This is a genomic window from Desulfogranum japonicum DSM 18378 (assembly GCF_000429945.1).
GTDB classification, from domain to species: domain Bacteria; phylum Desulfobacterota; class Desulfobulbia; order Desulfobulbales; family Desulfobulbaceae; genus Desulfogranum; species Desulfogranum japonicum.
On the sequence record NZ_KE386998.1, the window covers coordinates 1 to 18,622 of the forward strand.

Genomic DNA, 18,622 nt, shown 5'->3' on the forward strand with positions numbered 1-18,622 from the left:
ACTCCACAACCGGTACATTTAGGAGAAGGCACATGCCGGTCGAGTTCACCTTGAAGAATAATTTGGAGCAATTCAGGGTCGATTGTTGGGTACTTCTCCCTGATTTGCTCAATTATATGAAAAAGGGAGTTATTGGGAGCATCAATGCACTGGATAATATAGGATATTTGTTGGTCGAGACTATCGTCGTACATGTTTTTATAATACTCAGTCCTAGTTTGTGTTTCCAGCGCCATTGTCATAGTATAACCTCCTGATTTTGCAGAATATTATACTACAATCTTGTCATTTATCAAGCGATAATATTACCTAGTCGGTTGAAATTATTATGCAATTCAAGAAAAGATGGGCCCAGAAGGTTGTGCCATAAATATCGGATACACCCCTTAAAATGTTAGACTTCAAAGTTCAGAATTTTATAAAATCCCGGATTCAAGTAAAACGGGTTTCTGATGACCTTACGGCGCTTCCGGGCTGTATGGTCAGCCATTTTCAAAAACGCATTTCCCCTGACGCTACACAAGGATGCAAAGGGTTTCGGCCGCTGCACCCCCTTCCCCCCTGCACAGGTGAGCTTGTCGTTCATGGTGGCTTCGTCGTTATGAATCGCTTACGGTGCAGGTCAACACCCCGATTAACGGCATCAGGATATAGTCTCTCTGTCAGAAAAAACTGGTATGCAGTACCAGAGCGAACGTCGTAGTGAAAGAAATGACAGTTGATTTTCGAATTTTGATTGCATGTTGGAGAATTGGTTAAATGGAATATCTGGGATCATGTTTATGTAAAACTGTTAAATATAAAGTTGTTGGAGAATTTGAGAGTTTCTATTTGTGTCATTGTCGCTACTGCCAGAAAGATACAGGCTCTGCACATGCAGCAAATTTGTTTTCGTCAACAGCCAAGATTGAATGGATTAAAGGCGAAAAGAATGTTCGAGTATTTCAAGTGAAGAAATCCAATCATGTAAAAGCATTCTGCGTAACATGTGGATCTGCCGTACCCAATGTACAAATGGAAGGTAAGCTTCTGGTGGTCCCGGCAGGAAGTCTGGATTGCAAGTTGGATAAAATACCAGATGGACATATATTCATTTCGAACAAAGCGAACTGGGATGAAGCATTGGAAACGGTGAAAAAATTTAAGCGTTTTCCCGTTGAAGAATAGATCACTATGAATCATGAAAATCTATTTCAAGGGCTTTTAGGGTCACGGACAAAATAGATATCCTACGCAATTTTTGGATATTTATTTTGAAACCAAGAAAGCTATCAAACTAAAAAAATTCCGAACCAGGTCCTTACAGAATTTTTGCAGTCTATTCAGTGCAATGGCCTTCACCATGCCTTACAATCGCGGCCATTCCGCTTCGCTCCCTGGCCACCGGTTATAGCGACGTTCATGGCGACTTCGTCGCCATGAATCGCGGTGCTGACTACGTCAAGCACTGTGATTAATATAGGATCATGCCTTCCGTCTCATCAAAGAGCATTATGAAAAAAATATTACTTATTCAACATTGCCAATCACTCCACCATGTTGAAGATTTAACGGGGGGCTGGACTGATTGTTCATTGTCAGAGCACGGAGTTTCACAAGCAAAAATGACTGGCTCTTATATTAAAGGTATGAACCTTGAGCATCCCAAGATTTACTCCTCTGACTTAAAAAGAGCCAAAGAGACAGCAGATCAGATCGCCAATACATTGACACTTCCGGTAGAGACCGAAAGTGGACTGCGAGAAATCAATAATGGAATAGCCGCAAATAAAACAAAAGAATGGGCACATAAAAACCGCATTCAACCAATGCCTAAAGGAATTATTTGGACTATAGGGAATTTCAAAGTGCGGAAACATGGCGCGAATTCTATACCCGCATTTCAACTACAATGAATCGCATTACGCTTGATTCTCAAGGAACATTACTCATAGTTACTCATGGTTGTGCATTGAGCTATATATTGAAATGGTGGTTAAAAATGGAAAATGAAGCGCAAATGGTTCTAACGCATTTTCAAGGCAGACCAGGAGGTATTTCTATTTTGGAAAGCAATTCTTTTAATCAAAATTCCATAACCTCCTTCAACGACATTTCTCACCTGAAAAAATTGCAAAAATACCCATAATATGACCAACAATGGTCCCCATTTCACTTTCGCAGTCGTGATAAAGCGCTATCAATCTGCATAGTCTTGCATAAAATGCTCGCCACTCTGCCATAGAGGGAGGATCTTTTGCCATTTTAACAGCTTGCGCAGTTCTTTACCCGCCGATTTTTCGCATTCAGCCAGTTCGTTTTTTCCTTTCAGTCAAGCCATAACGTCTGTCCAGAAATGAGTTTTTTTTGCTCAAGCTTAAGCAGATATCTTTTCACTGATTTTTCCAACGGTTACTTCTCTCAACGCATTAATTCTCCGTAGAAATATTTTTCACACCTTGACGAACTAATATTGATTACTATTTTCTTTTCTACACACGGCAGTATAAACGTGAATCGTTAACAACCTGCCCCTCTCAACAAGGGCAGTTTTCCTGGAGGTTTACAATGAAAGGTGATTTTGGAACCCTCAGTTGGGTCAATGACGAGAGTGGAAAAGAGTATGTCTGCTCTGTTGACCGAGAGCATATTGATGAAAAAAAATATGAAAACCTTTCTGATGAAGAGAAACAGAGTTGTACCAACGTCAATGAAATTGTTGGTACAGAGCGCTGGTAAGGGTATACAAGGCGCCTTGTAACGACAGCCTTATCTCTTTAACAAACTGACTTTTCAGCCCGCTTAACAGCGGGCTTTTTTTATGTTCTCCAACCGGGCTGATTACTGAAAAGGAGTTCGCAGATTTGTCCATGTATCCACATGGGTCGATCTCACTGGATTGATATCAATCCCTCCCCGTCGGGTAAATCGCGCAGTGACCTGTAGTTTTTGAGGTCGACAGTGCTGCCTGATGTCCAGGAACATCTGTTCCACACAAGCTTCATGAAAGGCCTGATGCCTGCGGTAACTGACAACATACTCCAGTAACGAATCAGGCCGGATAACAGGCCCGGTATATTCAACGATGAGTGTCGCCCAGTCCGGTTGTCCTGTGACAGGGCAGCGGCTGCGGAAAAGACGGCTGAAAAGTATTTCGCTCCGTTTTTCCTCCCCGCAGGTAAGCACTTTCGGACAAGGCTCAGCATGGAGTTCATTAAACGGGCATTGATCGATACAAATTCCCAGTGGATCTGCTAAAATAATATTTTCCCTGTGGCTCTCCCGAATCTCTACCTTGACAGGTGCAAGAGCGCAATTACTCAGGTCTTTGCTTATCACCTCCTGAACCTGCAGGAAATCTTTGAAAGACGTCATATTCAGGCTATTGAAGTAGAGCTTCATTGATTTGGACTCTATGAGGCAGGGACTGTCCACCGGTACCCGCAATTCAGCCATGGCTGCAACCGGCCGGCCAGTGGGATCAAGCCAGGATAATTCATAGACATTCCAGATATCCACCCCTGTGAAGGGCAGGTTATCAGTCAAACCAAGGGGACCGCGGCCTAAATCCCTGGACACGCCATATAGCAGGGAAGGATTATACTGCTCTGAATATTGCTGAGTTTTGCCAAGTGGAGAATTGTTCAAGGCATTATCTGGTACATGCTGTGGCATAGTCTTTCACACAAGGTACCTGGTTGGATCAAGCCCCTCGTCATGACGCAGGGCATACTTACGCTCGTCACAGGCACCGCAGGTTCCACAATGGAGGTCCCCGCCCTTATAACAGGTCCAGGTCGCACTGAAATCTATCCCCAATTCTCTTCCCAGATCGCCTATATCCCGTTTGTCCATTTCCATAAAGGGGATATGCAGATGAACAGTATTATCAGTGCCTTCCTGGATAGCCTGGTCCATGGCCCGGTTAAAGGACGGCCTGCAATCCGGGTAGATGGCATGATCCCCGCTATGGGAACCAATGAGCAATTCACCTGCTCCAAGGGATTCAGCATATCCTGCGGCAATGGACAACATGATACCGTTGCGAAAGGGAACCACGGTTTTTTTCATGTCTTCATGGTTATAGGGCCCATCCGGGACTTCTCCTCCAGACTGGAGAAGATCAGAGGAAAACAGTCTGTTAATACACTCAAGAGCAACCACCTGATGGTCTATGCCAAGCGATTCGCAGATGGCCCTGGCACAGGAAAGTTCACGATGATTATGCTTAGCACCATAATCAAAACTCAATGCCGCCACGTGTTTGCCCTGTTGCAAAGCCTGATACAGCGCTACAGTGGAGTCCATTCCACCTGATAAAATGAGTACACTATCCACAACTCATACTCCTTGCTTCTGATCAAAAGCCACAATATGCAGCCTTGGTGAAAAATTGTAACCATATTCGCAGGCCACCTCCCAGACAAAAGGCATCAGCTTTAACTGCTCCTGCCTTGACATTCCCATGGGCATGAGCCACACCTTTTCCGGAGGCAGATTCCATCTGGTTATGATATCCAGAGTTGGCTGCACATTCGCATCCACCACAAATTTAAAGGCATGACAGCGGGTAACCATGTTTAAGGTCAGATACGGTCGCCCCATGGGTTTAGGTGAACAAACGATATAACCAGGTACCTTTTCTGGAATTTCAACCCGGCCACTGGTCTCATACTGCAACCGTTTACCTTTCTCTTCAAGCACATGACACAATTCTTCCAGGCCGTTGTTCCACTGAAAAAAAGGCTCTCCACCGGTAATGACCACAGTATCTGGTCCTGAACGAAGAGCTTCACATAGCGCGGTAACGGACATGGACTCTCCACCCTGTAAGGCGTGCCGGGTATCGCACTGCGGACAGAAAGGCTCTACACAACCGGCCAGGCGGAGAAAATGAGCAGGTTTTCCCATCAGCGGTCCCTCCCCCTGGATGGAGGAAAAAATCTCACACACCTTAAGCATCGGCAGTTACCTTTGCCCATGCGTTGGGGGTTTCATATACCCGTATCTCTTGCAGCTGATAACGCTCAGAATTCAAAACAGATGCCAGTGTCTGAAAAATAAACAGAGCCATATTTTCTGCGGTAGGGGGAATTTCTTGATATTCCGGCAGGGTATTCAGGTCTGCATGGTCATACCGATCCAGAATATGGTCTTTGACCAACTTTTTCAAAGTACAGAAATTAATGACCATTCCAGATTGATCGCAGGTTCCACTGATCGTCACCTGCAGTTTGTATGTATGGCCATGGACCATGGCACAGGGACCATATAATGCCCGATTTTCTTCAGAACTGAGATGGGGCAGCACAAGATGGTGTGCTGCATCAAAGGTAAACTCTTTGGTAATAGAAAGCATGATGCCACCGTTTGGACAGATCGTTGCCAAGTGAGGGAGAATTTTTTGTGCGGGATGCCACTCGTCCGCATTCCAACTACAATATCGACCGCCAGCATTTACACTTGTTTACGCTCCCTGTCAATAATTTCCTTTTTTTAAACCGTTGTTTTGCCAACCCTGTTGACAGATACTCGTTCTCTCTCTGCTGCATCCCTGCTGATCCGGCAACAGTCATTACTCCAGCACCAGGAACAGAACATCTCCTCACCAATGATATACAAGCCTGCTTCGGACAGATCCATCTCCATGCCACAGGCAGCACAATATTCGTTTTTTTCAGGTTGCACTTTTTCAGTCTCCATACCTATACGTACCCCTAAGCAGACAGCAGGCCAAAGAATACTTGCATTTTTCCTGCTAAGACCTATCCTGTTTCAAAAAAACTGTTCAACACATCCAGGCTGTAAAGCATGCCATAAAACAGACAGCCTCAATCTGTTACGGAGCAACCCCATGTTACTTGAGCTACTGCAGAAAAGAAGAAGCATCCGCCGTTTCCAAGACACCCCTGTATCACAGGAACATCTGGACAAGCTGCTCGAAGCAGCCCTGCGATCGCCTTCTTCCAAAGGAATTAATCCCTGGGAATTCATTGTCGTCCAAGACAGGAAAACCCTGACTAAACTGTCATCTGCAAAGCCCCATGGCGCGACTTTTCTCAACAATGTAGCTCTGGCCATCGTGGTGTGCGCGGATACCTCAAAAACCGATGTCTGGGTAGAAGACGCCTCCATTGCTTCCATCATCCTCCATCTCACAGCTGCTGATCTTGGCCTGGGGTCCTGCTGGGTCCAAATCCGTAAGCGTGAGCACGACACCCAGCGATCGGCCCAGGAGTATCTCAGTGAAATCCTGGGGCTGGATGAACAGATCATGGTTGAAGCAATCATTGGTATAGGCCATCCAGTGGAAGAAAAAAAAGGCCATGATGCATCGAGCCTGCTTTACGGCCAGGTGAGTTACGAGCAATTCGGCAGGAGATGAGCTCTTGCTTACGCTACAGCCATGAAAAGAGCAAACCCGGAATTATTTTTCAAAGATGCCCGTCTGCCATTTGTTGAAGCCCGCTACGCAGAAGACAGCAGACGTTTGTTCAAACCCCATATGCACCGCACCTTTTCCGTGGGTGCAGTGCATCGTGGTGCCCTGCATTACCAGATCGAAGGGAGAGATTTCACCCTTCATCCGGGAACCCTGGCCCTGATCAACCCAGAAACAATCCACAGTTGCAACCCCACATCACATCAGGCACGGAGCTATTCCATGCTGTACCTGCATATTGACTGGTGCATGCAGATACAACAGACACGCGGCCCGGTGGAACACTTTATACCAGTGCATGAAATCATGTTGAAAAATCAGTCTCTTTACGCAGAATACTGTGCAATCATACATCTGTTATTACACAGGCCACCTGACCTGTTAAAACTCGAAGAATCCCTTGCGCAGCTCTTTGGAAAAATCTTTTCAGCAACCTGCCCTATTATACGCTCTCAGCAGTCTGTAAGTATGGCAGATGTGAATCTGCTCAAACACATCCTCAGTCAGAACCTGGACAGGGAAATAACCCTGGCAGGCATTGCCAAAGAGCTTGCATCAAATCCCTACACCCTGCTCCGTCGGTTCAAACGCGAAACCGGCCTCACTCCTCACGCATATCGGCTTAACTGCCGCATAGAAACGGCCAGAACATACCTGCAACAGGGAACAGATATAGGCGATACCGCATTCTTGTGCGGCTTTTGCGACCAAAGCCACTTTCATCGCACTTTCAAAGCCATGACCACTGTCACCCCCCGGGAATACCAACAGGGGATACAACACACAGACAACACGGCGGAGTGACGGAGCCGTTCCCATCATGATCTTATAATAAACACTTCACCTTTGTCTGCCAGTCACCAGCACTCACCCTGTTATATTTTTCACTAAAAAGTTTATCGCTACGATACAGTTTCCCCGTCTTTTGTCTCTTCAGGTAGGCCTTACGCTGTGAAGGCCCGCCGTTATACAGGGCATACAGCCAACCAGCCAGAAAAGTTTGTCCCTTTTTGCTCTCCAGTTTTACCGGTGCTTTTTCTTTCAACAGGTAATCACGAAGATAAAGTGTCAGGATCTCAGAGCCGGCTTTTGCATTATATTCTGCATTCCAACGGAGTTGCTGGGTATTGTAGATACCTTTCCATATTTTTTCATTCACCTGCATCAGACCTACGGAAGTACTGTTATACGAAAGTAGATACGTGATGGTGTTGTTTTTCACATGATACTGGCGAAAACAGCTCTCCTGCCAGGCTGTGGCCATAACCATTTTTTCCAACCATTCACTGCCACCCGGCACCTGCACTTTTTTCCCTTTATACTGTGCCGCCCCACGCAAAACCTGGGTCACCCTTGGCAGCAGTTGTTCTGCAGAGGTAAACTCCGCGGTCCAATTACGGATATCGTCCATGGACTGCTTTTTTCCACTGGCAGCCAGAGCGGTTCCTGTTCCCCAAAATGCCTGCCAAAGTGCTTGTGGTTCGAGCCAGGAGGTCGGGGCATTTTCTTCAGCCGGTGAAATCTGTACGGGTTTATCATATTCAAGGGGTTGCTCTTCTAAAGGATCCAAGCCAAAAATTGTCCGCAAAGAAGGATCCGCAGCACCGTCAGGACTAAACTGCAGAGGCTGCGTACTTATCAGCGCTGCCATACGCCGGAACCCGTCCGCACTGATTTCGATACCAATTGAGGGGCCGAGTTTATCCAGCGCTACCAAGGCGTCATGGGCGGTGAAAAAGGCAAGGTATCCGACAACATCCCTCTTTGACTGCTGCAACAGATGGCGTCTAAACAAAGGTGAGAGCTGTTTCCAGCCCCAGAGGAACTGTCCTCGAACAAAAGCATCGGTAACGGTTTTCTGTTCAAGGGCTTCACTGAAAGCATACCTGGTCGTCAGCATGGTATCCAGAAGGATATGCCGCTCATCGTCGCTCAAGGGGATATCTGTGAACAGTTTGAGCTGATAGATAAGATAGGCATCCCACACCTGCCACAGCTCTAGAAAGCGTGCATACTCTTCTTCACTGACTTCAGGTTCTGGCGCATATGGCCCTTCGTATGGAGCTTCTATTTCTCCACGTATATATATTTTGACGCCATCACCGACAACTTTCGATCCATCAGGCTGAAGACTCTGTAAAAAAGCATGGGCTGTAGTTTGATGCTGCCTGTCAAACATGGGTAACAGACTATTTTGCATTCTGTTTACAGGAGGTGCAAGATTGATCTGTATTTGCTGAAGGTAGGTATGAACATGTTCCTTGACCAGGTTCCAGACAACATCAAAAACCTGAACAGGCTGCTTGCTGCTGTTAAGCAGATGGGAATCACGTATTTCAAAGGAGAGTTGCCAGTTCTGATTCAGCCGAGGCACCTGGAACAGTTCAACATATCCCTGCCAGGAGACAGGCGCGACACAACTCTCGAATAGAGGGGTTCCCCAGTGGATGTTCACTTTGGTAAGAAAACGAATTTGCTCGCCCTCAACCTCCACAGACGGATGAGAGAGAACTATCTGATCACAGCCGTCGGCATAATCCACAACCATTGCCTGTTCTCCGGCAAGCGGATAAGCCTGTTCCACCACCATGGCTCGTAATTGGGCTAGATCAATGGTCAGGGGAAGCCGTACAGGGACGACATCTGCCAGTGCGACCTGCCAACTCCCCATACACACCAAAAGCCAACATAAAATAAGATACCTGACTATCATGAGCATCACTGTCCTCTGAAAAGATCCATCTGCAACTGTCAATTTTATACAATACGCAGGTCAATATCAATTGTAGCATGCAGTACAGACACCCACCACACAGACTGCATCAAAAGCATAAAGAAGGCATATGGGAAAAGCTATGCAAAAAAACGCTCCCAATGCCCCACAAGGAGGTTATATGGAATTTCTGTTGATTGCCGGCGCACACTTTCTGGCCTTGCTCAGCCCCGGACCTGATTTTTTTCTTATCCTGCAAACAGCCCTGCGGATGCGCATACAATACGCCATCGCAGTCTGCGCAGGTATTGCTGCAGCCAATGCCGTATATCTGACCATTGCTGTCCTGGGGTTGGAAGTCGTGCGTGAAATGCACCTCATCATGCAGGTCTTGCGCTATCTGGGGAGCGGCTACCTGATATACATCGGGTTTCTCCTGCTCCGTTCACCCAAACGTACCTTTGAATCACAGGAAAATACAAGCATTCTCAGAAAAAAAAAGATTTCGTATCAATTTGGTCTTGGTTTCAGCTCGGCAATCCTCAACCCGAAAAATGCCATTTTCTATCTTTCCCTCTTCACAGCCATGGTATCAGCGGAAACAGGTTTGGGAACACGTATACTTTATGCACTGTGGATGACTTCAGTTGTCCTCTGCTGGGACATAGCCATAGCTACAGCAGTGGGAAACACAGCCGCCAAACGCGCCCTTGGCAAATGGATATTCGGCCTGGAAAAAATATCAGGGGGTATGCTCGCGATGTTTGGAGTGTTGCTGGTTTTTGACTAAGAGCTTATACCGATCAGGAATCCGCCTGTTGTAAAAAACAATGCACAGCTCCCCCGTCAATGACGGGAGAGCTGTGCATATAATGTACTCAGACTTTAAAGCGTCCCACAATCTCCTGCAATGTTTGAGAAAGTTGCGTAAGTTCCCTGGCCTGTTCGCCAACCTTGCCAATGGATTCAGAAACTTCCTGAACAGCCTGGTTGACCTCGGTAATTTCCTCTGCAATGGAACTGACTGTCACAGAGCCCTGGCCCACATTCTCATTGACTTCCTGAATGCCGATTGAAGTCTGGGAGATATTATCAGCAATCTCCTGGGTTGTCGTTGCCTGTCCTTCAACCTCCATGGCAATGGATGATACAATATTGCTGACATTCTGGAAAATTTCAAGAATCTGGCCTACTTCAGAAACCGTCTCATCGGTGGCTCCCTGAATATTCTCAACCTGGGACTGCACCTCCTGGGTAGCTTCGGCGGTCTGCTTGGCCAAATCCTTCACCTCAGAGGCAACAACCGCAAAACCCCTGCCAGCCTCTCCAGCACGGGCAGCCTCGATGGTGGCATTCAATGCCAGCAGGTTAATCTGTTCAGAAATATCTGAAATCAGATCAGTTACCTTGCTGATCTCACTTGCCCCCTGTCCCAGTCTGCCGAGTTTTTCAGAAACATCTCCTGCCTTGGAAACAGCAGATTCAGAGATGGTTTTTGATTCCTCGGATTTTTTTGCAATTTCCTGTATCGTTACAGACATTTCCTCAGTGGCTGAGGCAACCATGTTGACATTGGTGGCAGCTTCTTCACAGGCAGAGGCAACACCGGCCATGGTGACATTCATTTCCTCTGTGCCTGTGGCAACCGTTTTCGAGCGGCCAGCCATGGACTCGGCACCTTCCATCATCTCACGGGAAATCTCTGAAAGGGCTCCCGAAGAGCTGTTCAGGGAATCGGCATCCTGGATAATCTGCTTGATCAGTTCCTGGAGTTTGTCCATGAAAAGGTTAAACCAGGTGGCCAGCTGACCGATTTCATCCTGGACCTTGATCTCCAGACGCTTGGTCAGGTCGCCCTCACCTTCTGCAATATCTTTGAGCATCTCAGCCGCACTGCTGATAGGACGAACAATTCCGCCAGCTGCGTACCATAACAGACCAATGGCAAGAACACAGGTTCCAATGCCGGCAATCAGCAGCATCATCATATTCTTCTTACCAGCAGCAGACAACTTCTGGTCTAGGGCGATGGCATCTGCCAATACGACGTCTTTTTTTATACGAATCATAACAGACCAGGGTTTCCCGGTTCTGCCGAGCTCAATGGGTGCCAGGACTTCAAAAAATCCATCCTGTTCGTTCAGTGATGCTGAACTTTGACCAGACTGAATATTCTGCAGATACGCCTCCCACCCCTGGGGAATGATTTTTTTAAAATGACCGGCAATGAGATCTGGACGCTCTGAATCTGCAACCACCAGGCCCATATTACTGACGATGGTGATCTCTCCCTGACCATCAAACAGATCCTTGTCGACCTGTTCGGCCAATTTCTGAACAAAATCAAGATTGTAATCAGCTCCTGCCACACCATAAAACGTGCTATTCACCAAAATGGGTACGGACAGAGTGGCCAGTATTACCTGTTTACCCTGGACAATATAGGGAAGAGGGTCAAGCACACTTTCCTTATGAGTTTCACTGGGACCGATATACCATCCTCCCTTTAAAACGCCATTGGGGTGCTTATCTCTGGTATCGTATTCAACCAACGGCTGCACAGCAATGCTACCGCGATCGTCACGGGTCCAATACGGGGTGAAACGTCCAGTTTCCTTGTTATTGCCATCCTTACCTGTGCGAAAATCCACATCGCGGCCATCAATGGAATTGGGTTCCCAACAGGAATACGTTCCATTGAAATTTGGATTTTCTTTTAATATTTTCAGGAGAATACCATTAACCTGATCTCTTCCCAACGTGAGACCACTATTCTCAGAAGACTTGGCCAGCGAAAACACATTAGCCATGTTACGTGCTGCATCCAGTGCCACGCTGAATTCCTGCTGTATCTTTCCAGCATAATTGCCTGCCAGATCTTTCAAACCATCCAATGACCGAGCTTCAATCACCTGTGATACCGTGGTATTAACCATTCCTTGAGTAGCCCTTGCGGAATACAGGCTGTATCCGACCAGCACGACTGCTGAAAGTAACAGACAAGCCCCGGCAATGGCGGCAATCTTTGTACGAACAGATTTAAAATTCATCCAATCCTCTCCTCCTGATTTTTACGCTATGCTCAATGCCAGCCTTTATGCATACAGCTAAAGGCATTCAAAACACGTCACATTCATCTCTCCTCATGCAATTATTGTATGTCATGCATCCAGAAAAAAGGAAGGGCAGGAGAAAAAAAAATTCGAGTCATTCTGACATTGTAAAAGCACACACGACCTCAATTTACCTCAAAACCAATTAGGCAAAATAAAAGATTACAATCAGATAAGCCACCGCCTAGTCGAGGGAAAAAAAGTCACACACCAAAGCGCCATTTGACCTGTGATCCTAAAAAACACATTACGGTGATTACGTGCCCTGATTTCAGCAACTGAAGCCTCTGGGCATCCTTATTTTTCATTTTTAAACCTTCTCCACACATCTGCCTGTAATTTTTATACTGTACGCAGTTGATATTTCTGCTAAACTGGAATCATTGAAACGACTGAATAATTAACTCTTCTGCACCAGGAGTTAGCATGCTGATAAAAAGAACTTTGTTCGTATTCACCATGGTTGTATGCTGTGTATCAAGCACATCCCTATATGCTCGCCCTGATGCTTCTGTTAAATTTTCCATTATCCGTGAAGAGAATCCCAAACAACAACAGAACAAACTTCTGGTTCCCTATGGGTTTTCTGCAGATTCTTTAGGTCTGACCATCGGCCTTGGTGGTATGCTGAAGGGATATGGCCAGGACCAACTCCTGATGGCAGGTACTGCAATGGCCAGCTTTGATGATGCAGCCATAGCCATTCTCGGCATGTGGGACTATCAGCTCCCCTTTGCCAATCGCCTCTTTTTTTCAGCTGTTGGCTCAACGGGCACCTACCCGAGACAAAGAGCATATGTCAGCGTTCCTCGTCCTGCTGGAGACACCTATGCAGGCAGCAATGACTCAGACAAGGACGATTACTTCGAAGACAGCGGTACCGACAGCTGGATGGATTTCAAACTGGAATACGTGCTTCCCATTGGGGATGGAAGCGACGGCCCCCTGGAGTCGTACAAACTCAAAAGCGGTATGCTCAGCAATACAGGCTCAGGTGGCGACACCTGGAATCCCTTAAGCAGCGGTACAACAATACTGATGTTGAAACAATTCAATCGCTACCAGAGTTTTGATCTCCCTCTGCCACTGGGAAAAAAGAATTACTCCACCCATCCGCTCAGGCTTGGTATTCTTTACAATAATACGGACTTTCCCTCCAACCCGTCCAAAGGCAGTAGTCAGTACGTTGCCTATACAAAAGATTTTGCCTGGGGAGAATACAGCGAGGAGTGGGACTTCATAGAATTTGAGGCCAGTAAATACTATAACCTTGGCTCAACGGACTGGAGCAAACAACAGGTTCTGGCCCTGAACATATGGACGGGCTATTCACCCAGCTTTTCCGCAGAAACTGATGCGAACGGGAATCGTATTGTCAGTGATGATCCTCCGTTTAGCCAGGGAGCACGTTTGGGTGGACTCTATCGTATGCGTGCCTATCCATCCAATCGTTTCCATGACAAGGCTGTACTTTATGGAAGCCTGGAATACCGCTGGACACCCTATTGGAATCCCATTGGCAACATACACTGGCTCAAGTTTCTCCAGATGGATTGGATGCAAGTTGTACCCTTTGTTGAGCTTGGCCGTGTTGCCGACGAATATGACCCGGGTGAACTTCTCAGTGATATAAAAGTGGACGGCGGTATAGGTCTCCGAGCCATGATGGCAGGCGGAGTCGCCCGGTTTGATGTGGCCGCATCGGAGGAAGGAAGCTCCATCTGGGTAATGTTCGGCCATCCATTCTGATAGAATATCAGCGCTTATTACAATTCACAGCCACCATACATGCGGGAATACATACGATCTTCGGCCTTGCATCTTTTCCAAGTCAAACAACACAAAGCATTTTTACAAAATGCATGTGAAAAGGTACTGTTTTTCCCACTCACAGAATTACAATCATATCCACCAATTACACAGTTCCCGCCATTTCGCGTGGCCTGTTAAAATCACAATACCAACAAGTTACAAGCTATCCCGTCTGAAAATATTCTTCATATTTTGCATTTGACAAATTCTTATTTAATGATTCTTTTGTAGATAAGAATATATTCCTATCTAAAACCACTATGCCCATTACAACACAAGAAATTGAACGGCGAATGACGCACTTCGAAACCGTCTGCCGGGACAAAGGGATAAAACGAACTCATCAACGGATTGAAATATTCAGAGAAGTTGCCCAGGCTGAAGATCATCCCGATGCGGAACAAATATTTCAACGCGTTCAAAAACGTATGCCGACTGTTTCTCTGGATACCGTCTATAGGACACTCTGGCTGTTACATGAACTCGGCCTGGTGATTACACTACATTCCGGAAGGGAACGGACGCATTTTGACGCCAACCTGGAAAAACACCATCATTTTGTTTGTGAACATTGTGGATTTACCCGCGATTTCCACTGCAGTGATCTTGATCGCATCAGACTACCAGATGTACTCAAGAACTTTGGAAAGGTAAAGACTGCCCAGGTTGAGGCAAGAGGCCTTTGCAAAGCCTGTTTACTGAAAAAATAATTCTACTACATCACATACAGGAGGTGCCTTACCTGCGGAAAACATAGCTCTTCAAGCGAAATTGCTCGTTTAATCCAGACATGCAGTTTCGTTACCATCAATAAAACTCCATATATGCGAAACCGATGGGGAAGCCTGATCGTTGGCAACCTACTGTCAAACGCGTTGTCAAGCTGGCAACAGATTAATTGCAAGCGCAGTGCAGACGTTCATTGAACAATGTAAGGAGGCTTTATGAGTGACGAAAAAAGATGCCCGGTAACCGGTAAATCCAGTAAGCAAATCGCAGGAGGCGGGACAACCAATCGTGATTGGTGGCCCAACCAGTTAAATCTGAATATTCTGCATCAGCATTCAGCAAAATCCAACCCCATGGGGAAAGACTTTAATTACGCTGAAGAATTTAAAAAACTCGACCTGGAAGCTGTAAAAAAAGATCTCTTTGCCCTGATGACAGACTCCCAGGAGTGGTGGCCGGCTGATTGGGGCCACTATGGCGGCCTGTTTATTCGCATGGCCTGGCATAGCGCTGGCACCTATCGAATGGGCGACGGACGGGGTGGAGCCGGTTCAGGTTCCCAACGTTTTGCTCCGCTCAACAGTTGGCCGGATAACGTGAATCTCGATAAAGCCCGGCGGCTTCTCTGGCCTATCAAGCAGAAATATGGAAGAAAAATTTCCTGGGCTGATCTCATGATCCTCACAGGTAACTGTGCTCTGGAGTCCATGGGTCTTAAAACCTTTGGCTTTGCCGGTGGCCGTGAGGATATCTGGGAACCGGAAGAGGACATTTACTGGGGAGCGGAGGAAGAATGGCTGGCAACCAGCGACAAGCCCAAAAGCCGCTACAGTGGGGATCGCGACCTGGAAAACCCTCTGGCTGCCGTGCAGATGGGACTTATCTACGTGAACCCGGAAGGGCCGGATGGAAATCCTGACCCTGTGGCCTCGGGCCGTGATGTTCGCGAAACCTTTGCACGCATGGCCATGAACGACGAAGAGACCGTTGCCCTTGTAGCTGGCGGCCACACCTTCGGCAAGTGCCACGGTGCAGGAGACGCGGCCCTGGTCGGGCCGGAACCGGAAGCAGCTCCCCTTGAGGAACAGGGGCTTGGCTGGAGAAGCAGTCATGGTTCCGGTAAAGCCGGTGATACCATTGGCAGCGGTATTGAAGGAGCCTGGAAACCGAATCCCACCACGTGGGACATGGGCTATCTGAAAGTCTTGTTTAAATATGAATACGAGCTGGTGAAAAGCCCGGCAGGGGCAAACCAGTGGCTGGCCAAGGATGTGGACGAAGAGGATATGATCGTTGATGCCCATGATCCATCTAAAAAACATCGCCCCATGATGACCACGGCAGATCTTTCCCTGCGTTATGACCCGATTTATGAGCCCATCGCACGACGCTACATGGAAAATCCCGAGGAATTCGAAGATGCCTTTGCCCGGGCCTGGTTCAAGTTGACCCATCGTGACATGGGGCCACGCTCACGCTATCTAGGCCCGGAAGTACCTGCTGAAGAACTGATCTGGCAAGACCCGATTCCCCCTGTGGATCATGAGCTGATTGATGCACAGGATGTAACTTTGCTGAAAAGCAAAATTCTCGAATCAGAGCTGTCCATTCCCCAACTGGTATCCACTGCCTGGGCTTCAGCCTCAACCTTCCGCGGTTCTGACATGCGTGGAGGTGCCAACGGTGCCCGGATCAGACTTGCACCGCAAAAGGACTGGAAAGTCAATCAGCCGGAACAACTGGCAAAAGTCCTGCAATCGCTTGAAACCATACAAAAAGATTTCAATAACGCACAACCAGGCAATAAAAAAGTATCGCTCGCTGATCTGATAGTACTCGGAGGCTGTGCTGCCGTTGAACAGGCCGCTCAAAATGCAGGCCAGGCAATAACGGTTCCCTTTACACCGGGACGCATGGATGCTCTTCAGGAGCAGACCGACGCTGACTCTTTTACCGTGCTTGAGCCAGTTGCGGACGGATTCCGAAATTATATGAAACAAAAATACAGTGTCACCGCTGAAGAATTGCTTATCGATAAAGCACAGCTGCTGACCCTTACTGCCCCGGAGATGACGGTTCTCATTGGCGGTATGCGTGTACTCAACGCCAACTTCGGCCAATCCCCACACGGAGTATTCACAGAAAAACCTGAGCAACTCACCAATGATTTTTTTGTCAACCTGCTCGATATGGGCACAGCCTGGAAGCCCACAGCTGAGGATAAGGATATATATGAAGGGTGTGATCGGGTAACTGACGAACGTAAGTGGACCGGTACCCGAATTGATCTGGTCTTTGGCTCGAACTCACAACTCCGGGCCCTGGCAGAGGTTTATGCCAGTGAGGATTCCAAGGAAAAATTTGTCCGTGACTTTGTTGCAGCATGGGATAAAGTAATGAACCTTGACCGCTTTGATCTTGCCTGAGTTCATTTTTATGCCATTGCTTTCCTGAAAAAATTCTCTGCCGCTGGGCAGTCGTTAGGTAACCTTGGGGCGCAGTATTTCAGACAGGTCTGAAATACTGCGCTATTTCTTTTTCAGGCTCTTTACTTCATCCCGGACACTGACAATGAGTTCAGCAAGAAACCCCATAAAGAAAAAAATCACACCAGAGAGAAAAAGGATCACGACAAAATACAGCATAGGCCGGGCATGAAACGCATATCGCCCCAACACCTTTCCCAGGAGCATGCAGATCACAATGGCAACAGCAAGCAAAACCTGCAACGCCCCTGCAAAACCAAAAAACCTGAAGGGCGCCTTGGTAAAGGAAAGTATGAACTTCACGGCTATGGCATCAAAAAAAGCTATGGGAATCCGTGTCCAACCAAAATGGGTTGTCCCATGCTCCCTGGGGTACCAATGTGTGTCAACTTCAGTAACCTTGAACCCTTTGGCATGGAGAATCTGAGGAATAAAGCGATGCCAGTCGCTCCTGAGCTCCAGCTCAGGAAGACAATCTTTACGTATAACCTTGATCCAGTTCATATCATGGAGAGCCATGTGAAAGAGTCTGTTTGATACCGTGTTATAAATGACTGATAAAAAATATTTTCCATCAGCCCTGCCAACCCGTCTTCCACAAACTACATCATACCCTTCTTCAATTTTTTGCATCAGTTTGGGAATATCCTCATCAGGATGGGACTCCAGGTCGGCTTCCATGCGTAAAAAAAAATCGCCGTTACATTCATGAATCGCCCGCTGGGTCGCAACGGTGAGCCCGAGATTTATGCGATGTTGAATCAGTTTGACATCGTCTCGCCCATCAGCCAACCTCTTTGCCTCCATACCGCTGCCATCTGTTGATCCGTCATCAACCAGAATCAGCTCCAGGTTGTAACCTGCTTTATGGGTTCCCTGTTCGATTCTGTCCACTACTTCTGCAAGCGTTTTTTCCTCATTATTGAATGGCAGAAAAACAGAAAGAAGCATGAATGCACTCCACTGAAAATAAAAAAGCTCACCTGAATCTGAATGAGCAGTTGAGGTAAACAGCATTTCGATACAGCACATTGTAATCCATATCACTGGCAGGATCGATATCTATCCGCCATCCAAAAACAGGCGTTTATAAAATATTTCTAAATATCCCAGTGTATTTAGCCATAATCTGTACCTTAAAAAAATCTTAAAAAACGCACCTGCCGCTTTGATCTGGGCCTCTCGTTTTGATACACTCATTATAACTAGGCAGCTTGCTGGATATCAGATCGGTTTCCACTGGGAACCGGCAACAGAAAATATTTCACACGAACCTTTCACTGTGTGTTTTTTTAATATGATTCGCGTCCCTCCTGTTATTCAGCTCTCTACGATTCTCACATTCTTC

19 protein-coding genes are annotated in these 18,622 nt (G+C 46.9%); 10 read left to right on the plus strand and 9 right to left on the minus strand.

The features are described 5' to 3' along the window. The coding region (locus tag G493_RS34195) for a hypothetical protein (protein WP_035276058.1) at positions 1 to 242 on the minus strand (242 nt) is incomplete at its 3' end. 517 nt (positions 243 to 759) lie between these two features. Here G493_RS34195 and G493_RS0126325 point away from each other — a divergent pair. From G493_RS0126325 to G493_RS33910, 4 genes are all read left to right on the plus strand, one after another. Next, complete coding sequence (locus G493_RS0126325; RefSeq protein WP_028582742.1) at positions 760 to 1,167, plus strand: GFA family protein; 408 nt, start codon at positions 760 to 762, stop codon at positions 1,165 to 1,167. Between the two features lie 326 nt (positions 1,168 to 1,493). Next, positions 1,494 to 1,895, plus strand: coding sequence for a histidine phosphatase family protein (locus tag G493_RS31495; protein WP_051310018.1), 402 nt, complete (start codon positions 1,494 to 1,496; stop codon positions 1,893 to 1,895). Further along, positions 1,892 to 2,128 (plus strand): hypothetical protein, encoded by a 237-nt coding sequence (locus G493_RS34975; RefSeq protein ID WP_408608824.1) that lies wholly within the window; start codon positions 1,892 to 1,894, stop codon positions 2,126 to 2,128. Before G493_RS31495 ends, G493_RS34975 begins: the two co-directional genes overlap by 4 nt. A gap of 419 nt (positions 2,129 to 2,547) precedes the next feature. After that, positions 2,548 to 2,718: a hypothetical protein gene (locus G493_RS33910; protein ID WP_167332857.1), complete on the plus strand. Its 171-nt coding sequence runs from the start codon at positions 2,548 to 2,550 to the stop codon at positions 2,716 to 2,718. Positions 2,719 to 2,820: 102 nt separating this feature from the next. Here G493_RS33910 and queF read toward each other — a convergent pair whose 3' ends face one another. From queF to G493_RS0126365, 5 genes are all read right to left on the minus strand, one after another. Then, positions 2,821 to 3,654: an NADPH-dependent 7-cyano-7-deazaguanine reductase QueF gene (gene queF / locus G493_RS0126345; RefSeq protein WP_028582743.1), complete on the minus strand. Its 834-nt coding sequence runs from the start codon at positions 3,652 to 3,654 to the stop codon at positions 2,821 to 2,823. A gap of 6 nt (positions 3,655 to 3,660) precedes the next feature. Further along, positions 3,661 to 4,317 carry a 7-cyano-7-deazaguanine synthase QueC gene (gene queC / locus G493_RS0126350; protein ID WP_028582744.1) on the minus strand — a complete coding sequence of 219 codons (657 nt, stop codon included), beginning with the start codon at positions 4,315 to 4,317 and terminating at the stop codon, positions 3,661 to 3,663. Between the two features lie 3 nt (positions 4,318 to 4,320). Next, the gene (locus G493_RS0126355) at positions 4,321 to 4,890 is read right to left on the minus strand and encodes a 7-carboxy-7-deazaguanine synthase QueE (protein WP_232363844.1); all 570 of its coding nucleotides are present in this window, start codon (positions 4,888 to 4,890) and stop codon (positions 4,321 to 4,323) included. A 43-nt stretch (positions 4,891 to 4,933) separates the two neighbouring features. Continuing rightward, the gene (locus G493_RS0126360) at positions 4,934 to 5,338 is read right to left on the minus strand and encodes a 6-carboxytetrahydropterin synthase (RefSeq protein ID WP_028582746.1); all 405 of its coding nucleotides are present in this window, start codon (positions 5,336 to 5,338) and stop codon (positions 4,934 to 4,936) included. A gap of 137 nt (positions 5,339 to 5,475) precedes the next feature. After that, positions 5,476 to 5,682 (minus strand): hypothetical protein, encoded by a 207-nt coding sequence (locus G493_RS0126365; RefSeq protein ID WP_028582747.1) that lies wholly within the window; start codon positions 5,680 to 5,682, stop codon positions 5,476 to 5,478. A gap of 151 nt (positions 5,683 to 5,833) precedes the next feature. Between G493_RS0126365 and G493_RS0126370 the strand changes: the two genes are divergently transcribed. After that, a complete protein-coding gene (locus tag G493_RS0126370; protein ID WP_028582748.1) occupies positions 5,834 to 6,364 on the plus strand; it encodes a nitroreductase family protein in 531 nt (176 codons plus the stop codon). A gap of 21 nt (positions 6,365 to 6,385) precedes the next feature. Further along, positions 6,386 to 7,225, plus strand: coding sequence for a helix-turn-helix transcriptional regulator (locus tag G493_RS0126375; protein ID WP_028582749.1), 840 nt, complete (start codon positions 6,386 to 6,388; stop codon positions 7,223 to 7,225). Positions 7,226 to 7,247: 22 nt separating this feature from the next. Here G493_RS0126375 and G493_RS0126380 read toward each other — a convergent pair whose 3' ends face one another. After that, positions 7,248 to 9,092 (minus strand): transglycosylase SLT domain-containing protein, encoded by a 1,845-nt coding sequence (locus G493_RS0126380; RefSeq protein ID WP_161629897.1) that lies wholly within the window; start codon positions 9,090 to 9,092, stop codon positions 7,248 to 7,250. 223 nt (positions 9,093 to 9,315) lie between these two features. Here G493_RS0126380 and G493_RS0126385 point away from each other — a divergent pair, with 223 nt between their 5' ends. Further along, positions 9,316 to 9,924 carry a LysE family translocator gene (locus G493_RS0126385; protein WP_028582751.1) on the plus strand — a complete coding sequence of 203 codons (609 nt, stop codon included), beginning with the start codon at positions 9,316 to 9,318 and terminating at the stop codon, positions 9,922 to 9,924. 88 nt (positions 9,925 to 10,012) lie between these two features. On the opposite strand, the gene G493_RS0126390 is transcribed toward G493_RS0126385, so the two are convergent. Continuing rightward, positions 10,013 to 12,184: a methyl-accepting chemotaxis protein gene (locus G493_RS0126390; protein WP_028582752.1), complete on the minus strand. Its 2,172-nt coding sequence runs from the start codon at positions 12,182 to 12,184 to the stop codon at positions 10,013 to 10,015. A gap of 489 nt (positions 12,185 to 12,673) precedes the next feature. Between G493_RS0126390 and G493_RS0126400 the strand changes: the two genes are divergently transcribed. The 3 genes from G493_RS0126400 to katG all read left to right on the plus strand — a co-directional run bounded on the left by G493_RS0126400 (position 12,674) and on the right by katG (position 17,214). Continuing rightward, entirely contained in the window at positions 12,674 to 13,996 is a 1,323-nt protein-coding gene (locus G493_RS0126400) for a BamA/TamA family outer membrane protein (RefSeq protein WP_205623769.1), read from the plus strand. Positions 13,997 to 14,352: 356 nt separating this feature from the next. Continuing rightward, positions 14,353 to 14,769 (plus strand): Fur family transcriptional regulator, encoded by a 417-nt coding sequence (locus tag G493_RS0126405; protein ID WP_232363845.1) that lies wholly within the window; start codon positions 14,353 to 14,355, stop codon positions 14,767 to 14,769. A gap of 234 nt (positions 14,770 to 15,003) precedes the next feature. After that, the gene (gene katG, locus G493_RS0126410) at positions 15,004 to 17,214 is read left to right on the plus strand and encodes a catalase/peroxidase HPI (RefSeq protein WP_028582755.1); all 2,211 of its coding nucleotides are present in this window, start codon (positions 15,004 to 15,006) and stop codon (positions 17,212 to 17,214) included. Between the two features lie 102 nt (positions 17,215 to 17,316). Here the strand turns inward: katG and G493_RS0126415 are convergent, their stop codons facing one another. Beyond that, on the minus strand, positions 17,317 to 18,225 hold the full coding sequence (locus G493_RS0126415; RefSeq protein ID WP_161629898.1) for a glycosyltransferase: 909 nt from the start codon (positions 18,223 to 18,225) through the stop codon (positions 17,317 to 17,319). Between the last annotated feature and the right edge of the window lie 397 nt (positions 18,226 to 18,622).

Bases quoted from the DNA above. Each gene is read 5' to 3' on its own strand.
- G493_RS0126325 (WP_028582742.1), top strand. From the start codon at position 760: ATGGAATATCTGGGATCATGTTTATGTAAAACTGTTAAATATAAAGTT.
- G493_RS31495 (WP_051310018.1), top strand. From the start codon at position 1,494: ATGAAAAAAATATTACTTATTCAACATTGCCAATCACTCCACCATGTT.
- G493_RS34975 (WP_408608824.1), top strand. From the start codon at position 1,892: ATGAATCGCATTACGCTTGATTCTCAAGGAACATTACTCATAGTTACT.
- G493_RS33910 (WP_167332857.1), top strand. From the start codon at position 2,548: ATGAAAGGTGATTTTGGAACCCTCAGTTGGGTCAATGACGAGAGTGGA.
- queF (WP_028582743.1), bottom strand. From the start codon at position 3,654: ATGCCACAGCATGTACCAGATAATGCCTTGAACAATTCTCCACTTGGC.
- G493_RS0126355 (WP_232363844.1), bottom strand. From the start codon at position 4,890: ATGGGAAAACCTGCTCATTTTCTCCGCCTGGCCGGTTGTGTAGAGCCT.
- G493_RS0126360 (WP_028582746.1), bottom strand. From the start codon at position 5,338: ATGCTTTCTATTACCAAAGAGTTTACCTTTGATGCAGCACACCATCTT.
- G493_RS0126365 (WP_028582747.1), bottom strand. From the start codon at position 5,682: ATGGAGACTGAAAAAGTGCAACCTGAAAAAAACGAATATTGTGCTGCC.
- G493_RS0126370 (WP_028582748.1), top strand. From the start codon at position 5,834: ATGTTACTTGAGCTACTGCAGAAAAGAAGAAGCATCCGCCGTTTCCAA.
- G493_RS0126375 (WP_028582749.1), top strand. From the start codon at position 6,386: ATGAAAAGAGCAAACCCGGAATTATTTTTCAAAGATGCCCGTCTGCCA.
- G493_RS0126380 (WP_161629897.1), bottom strand. From the start codon at position 9,092: ATGGGGAGTTGGCAGGTCGCACTGGCAGATGTCGTCCCTGTACGGCTT.
- G493_RS0126385 (WP_028582751.1), top strand. From the start codon at position 9,316: ATGGAATTTCTGTTGATTGCCGGCGCACACTTTCTGGCCTTGCTCAGC.
- G493_RS0126390 (WP_028582752.1), bottom strand. From the start codon at position 12,184: ATGAATTTTAAATCTGTTCGTACAAAGATTGCCGCCATTGCCGGGGCT.
- G493_RS0126400 (WP_205623769.1), top strand. From the start codon at position 12,674: ATGCTGATAAAAAGAACTTTGTTCGTATTCACCATGGTTGTATGCTGT.
- G493_RS0126405 (WP_232363845.1), top strand. From the start codon at position 14,353: ATGACGCACTTCGAAACCGTCTGCCGGGACAAAGGGATAAAACGAACT.
- katG (WP_028582755.1), top strand. From the start codon at position 15,004: ATGAGTGACGAAAAAAGATGCCCGGTAACCGGTAAATCCAGTAAGCAA.
- G493_RS0126415 (WP_161629898.1), bottom strand. From the start codon at position 18,225: ATGCTTCTTTCTGTTTTTCTGCCATTCAATAATGAGGAAAAAACGCTT.